General features: G+C 71.5%; 4 protein-coding genes and 1 pseudogene. All 5 read right to left on the bottom strand.

Annotated features, from left to right (window positions below; translation table 11 throughout):
• A pseudogene (locus LQV45_RS18645) lies at window positions 1-362 on the bottom strand (hypothetical protein); the annotation flags it as partial.
• Window positions 363-408: 46 nt separating this feature from the next.
• The gene (locus LQV45_RS18640) at window positions 409-1,674 is read right to left on the bottom strand and encodes a lipopolysaccharide biosynthesis protein (RefSeq protein ID WP_230008300.1); all 1,266 of its coding nucleotides are present in this window, start codon (window positions 1,672-1,674) and stop codon (window positions 409-411) included.
• Window positions 1,671-2,801, bottom strand: coding sequence for a glycosyltransferase family 1 protein (locus LQV45_RS18635; RefSeq protein WP_230008299.1), 1,131 nt, complete (start codon window positions 2,799-2,801; stop codon window positions 1,671-1,673). The genes LQV45_RS18640 and LQV45_RS18635 overlap by 4 nt, the downstream gene beginning before the upstream one ends.
• Window positions 2,801-4,000: a glycosyltransferase family 2 protein gene (locus LQV45_RS18630; protein ID WP_230008298.1), complete on the bottom strand. Its 1,200-nt coding sequence runs from the start codon at window positions 3,998-4,000 to the stop codon at window positions 2,801-2,803. The genes LQV45_RS18635 and LQV45_RS18630 overlap by 1 nt, the downstream gene beginning before the upstream one ends.
• Window positions 3,997-4,547: glycosyltransferase (locus tag LQV45_RS18625; protein ID WP_230008297.1), on the bottom strand; the 551-nt coding region annotated here is incomplete at its 5' end. The genes LQV45_RS18625 and LQV45_RS18630, both read right to left, overlap by 4 nt.

Below are 4,547 nucleotides of genomic sequence, written 5' to 3'. Positions count from 1 at the left end.
AGGCGCCACTGCACGCGGAAGAGGAAGGAGAAGTCCTGCGGGCGGATCGCGGGGGCGATGTCGTGGAGGATCGTGATCTGGTTCGCGTAGGTCATCGGTGCGATATTGGCGAAGTTCAGCAGCACGGGCGAGCCATTCCGGCGCAGCCAGAGGGGCAGATCGATCTGCTCCCATACCGCGCCCGTCGCCCGCCCGACGACCTCGAACGGGACGCCCTCGGGCACCTGGTCGACCGCGGCGGGGGGAACCGCGAGGACGATGTCGGACCGCAGATCCGCGAGGTGGCGGCTCAGCTCCAGGGCGACGCGGCGCACACCGCCGAAGGAGTCGAGCAGGAAACGTCCGTTGATCGCGACCTTCACGGGGTCGTCCTTTCTGCGGCGGTCGAGCACTCTCGGAGCGACGACGTCATACCGGGGCTTCGCTGGGGGTGTGACGCAGGTCGCGCAGCACTCGGAAGCACCGGCGGGCCAGGAGGAGGGTGGCGGCGCCTTCGGTGAAGGCGTAGCCGAGGGCGGCCCCGAGCGGTCCCCACGCGATGGCGAGCGCGATCATGAGGGGGATGCCCGCGGCCGTGGCGATCAGGGTCGCGCGCATCACTGCTCCCGCCTGACCGGCGGGGAAGAGCACGAGCCGGGCGACGGCGGTGCGCACCGAGAAGAAGAAGAACACCAGGCCCATCACCAGCAGGATGTCGAACGGGGCGGGAGCCGCGGGGAGGAACGTGCTCGTCAGCCACGGCCCGACCAGGGCGAGTCCGGCCCAACCGATCACGCCGGCGCCCGCCGCGAGCAGCAGCGCGACGCCCATCCGGCGTCCCCGGTGCGCGCCGTGCGCCTCGCCGATCCAGGCCTGCAGCGCATTGGCGAGGGTCATCGGGATGAACTGCCCGAGCTTGAGCATCTTGTCGGCCGTGGCGTAGCCGCCGGCGGCCGACGCCGAGGCGGTGACGTTCACGACCGGCGCGGGGACACTGGAGTATCCGCTGAGCCCGGCGTCGTTGAGCGCGACCGACAGGTTCGAGCGCAGCAGCGCGGGCATGTCCCGGGGACGCGGCCACGGACCCGGATGCCGGCGCAGCAGGCGCATCGTGAACAAGCCGGTCCCGATGAGCGTCACGGCGATCCCCGCGAGCGGGTAGAGCACGACGACCCCGGTCATCAGGACGAGCCCCGCCGCGGCGAGGTTGGCGATGAGGCGGGGGGCGGCATCGAAGATCACGATCGTCTTCGGATCGCCGACGCCCGCGCAGAACCAGGTGAACGAGAGGGCGATGAGGGCGCCCTGGGCGCCCATGAGGACCGTGAGCCACTCGGACCCGGGCGAGGCGATGAACCAGCAGATCACCCCGAGCGCGGGCAGGGCGATGATCGAGATCATCAGGCGCACCGCGATGGACTCGCGGTACAGGCGCGCGCGCTCGTCGTCGTCGGCGGCGATCGAGATGAGCGCCGGTCCGATCGTCGCCCATCCCCACCCGATCGCGATGGCGGCGAAGGTCCCAATGCTCTCACCGGCGATGGCGCTGGCCCACCCGCTCGCCCCGGCGATCTGGACGACCGCGGGCAGGGCGATCAACGGGGAGAGCGCGGCGATCGCGGGGACGAGCAGGAATCCGAGCAGGCGTCGCTTCATCGACGGACCCTGCAATGGTGCGGCGTCGGCGGTGCTCATCGTCGCGCTCCCGCGGCGAGCACGCGCTCGAGCTCGACGGCGGTCGCCTCGGCCGCACCGTCCCACGTGAAGTGCGACGCCCACTCCTGCGCGCGGCCACGTGCGGCGGCATCCGGCGGACTCGCGAGCACGGAGGCGAGGGCGGCGCCGAAGGCCGCGGCATCCGTCGCATCGGCGTAGCGGGCGGCGTCGCCGCCCACCTCGCGCAGCACCGGGACGTCGTTCGCGAGCACGGGGACCGAGCGGCGGAGGGCGTCGATGACGGGGAGCCCGAATCCCTCGACGAGCGAGGGGCAGACATACAGGTCGGCGACCTGGAACAGGGCCTCCAGCTGCGCATCGCTCACCCAGCCCGGCAGCACGACATCGTCCTGGAGCCCGAGGCGGGCGACGTCGTCGCCGAGCGGATCGGGCAGTCGGCTGCCCGCGATTACGGTGACGGGGCGCCGCGCGGGCGGGAGGGAGGCCACCGCGGCGAGGAGCCCGGGGAAGTTCTTGTGCGGCATCCGATTGCCGACGCTGAGGACGACGGGCCGGCCCGGCGGAAGGGCGAGGGATGCCACGACCGCGGGGGGATCGTCGACCGGTCGCGGGTCGCCGCTGCCGTTGTGGACCACGGCGATGCGTTCAGCGTCGACGCCGAGGTTGCGGACGATGCTCTCCGCGGCGGCGTGGGAGACCGTCAGGACACGGTCGGCGGTCCGTGCCGAGCGGCGCATCAGCCAGGACGTGAGTCCGCGTTGCGCGCGCTCCGCGAGCCCGCCCGGGACCTCGTCGTAGATCGCGTCGTGGACGGTCACCACGCGCGGGACCCCGCGGAGGACGGGGCCGAAGTTCTGCGGGGCCCAGACGAGGTCGACACGGTGCCGACGCGCGATCGCGTCGGTGGCGGCGACGGCGCCCAGTGCCCACGTCGCCGGGTCCGCGCCCACGGCCCGCAGGGTCTGCACGCGGCCCGGGAAGAACGCTCCGACCCGCTCCGTCCCCGCGCGTCCGGTGAGGGCGGCGAAGCGCACGTCGGGAAGCAAGGCCCCCACGCGCGGCAGAAGCTCCCGCACGTACGTCTCGGTGCCGCCCCGCGAACCGGTGAACCCGAGGAGGTCGACGAGGATGCGGCGGGTAGGCATCAACTCTCGATGACGGCTTCGGGGCGCTGCTCGCGCCGGGGCGTGGTGAGCACGCCCGAGAAGAAGCTCATCATCACGGTCTGGAAGCCCAGGATGATCAGCAGGGCGCTGGGCACGGCGATACGGACGGCCTGGGCGGCGTTCTGCGCGCCGAAATCGAGGTTGCCCCAGAGGATCACCTGCACGATGCCGATCACGACGCCGAGCACGAAGAGGCCGAGACCGATGAGGAGCCCGCGCTCGGCCGACCAGTTCGCGACGATCCGCCGGTAGCGTTCGCTCGCGGGCAGGAACCCCTCTTGAGTGGCGTAGAGCTTGGTCAACCAGAAGAACAAGAGCGACTGGAATCCGATCACGGAGAGCGCACTGGCGTAGACCATCGTGGTGACGTCGAAGCCCACGCCCCCGATGTTCACGCCACCGAAGGCGAGGACGCCCACCGCGATGGCGCCGAGGAAGAAGGCCACGAGACCGGGGTACACGAACAGCCAGCGCGGCGCGAACAGCAGCAGGAAGCGCAGGTGACGCCAGCCGTCGTGCCAGCTGCGCAGGTGCGGCGGGCGGGACCGGCCGTCCTTCTTCAGTGTCGTGGGCACTTCTTCGATGCGGTAGCGGGCGAGCGACGCGCGCACGACCATCTCGGAGGCGAACTCCATGCCCGTGGTCTGCAGGTCGAGCTCGCGGATGCGCGCGCGGTTGAAGCCGCGCAGCCCGCAGTGGAAGTCCCGGATGCCGGGGCGGAAGAACAGCTCTCCGATGAAGGAGAGCACCGGGTTGCCGAGGTACTTGTGCAGCGGCGGCATGGCACCGGGGGCGATGCCCCCGCGGAAACGGTTGCCCATGACGAGGTCGGCGCCCGCGCGAAGTCGCTCCACGAACGGTTCGAGGTTCTCGAAGTCGTAGCTGTCGTCGGCGTCGGCCATGATGATGTACCGGCCGCGGGCCTGCTCGATGCCGTTGATGAGGGCGGCGCCGTAGCCGCGCCGCGGCGCGTGCGAGACGCGCGCGCCCAAGCCCTCAGCGATGGCCTGCGAGCCGTCGGTGCTGCCGTTGTCGGAGATGAGAACTTCGCCCTGGATGCCGCTGCGCTCGAGGAAGCCCTGCGCCTTACGGATGCAGACCTCGAGGGTTTCGGCCTCGTTGAGGCACGGCATGAGGATCGTCAGTTCGACGGCGTCGTTCGGGGCGGGAGAGGTCACGGCGTGTCTTCTTTCATGATCCGCGGTGCGGGGGAGGTCGGCAGCTGCAACGCCGACAGGATCCCCTCCACGGTACGTCGGATGGTGCGGGTGCCCACGGCGGTGTCGTACCAGGCGCGCGCGGAGCGGCGCAGGTCGTCACCCCCGTCGGCGACGGCCCGGATGGCCCGGGCGAGGTCGGTGGGGGAGGTTCGGGGGGCGACGATACCGTTCACGCCGTCGTCGACGAGCTCGGTCGCGGCGTTTCCCTCGTCCGCGACGAGGACGACGGGGGTGCCGTGGGCGTTCGCCTCGACCACGACGAGGCCGTAGCCCTCGCGTCGCGACGGATTGATGAGGCACAGGGCGCCGTGCAGGAGCGTGTCGAGCTCGGCATCCGAGACGAAACCGGGGAACTCGGTCCACTCCGCACCGCCGACGCGATCCACCTCGGCGCGGACCTGCGGGGTACTCGGCCCCGTCCCGAGGATCACCAGGCGCAGGTCGGGGATCGCGGTGCGAGCCTCGGCGACGGCCGCCGGGAGCGTCTCGACGCGCTTGTCGGGGA

It is taken from the genome of Microbacterium sp. Bi128, assembly GCF_918698205.1.
Note: the sequence above shows the minus strand (reverse complement) of the source record. Positions and strands in the feature narration are given on the sequence as shown.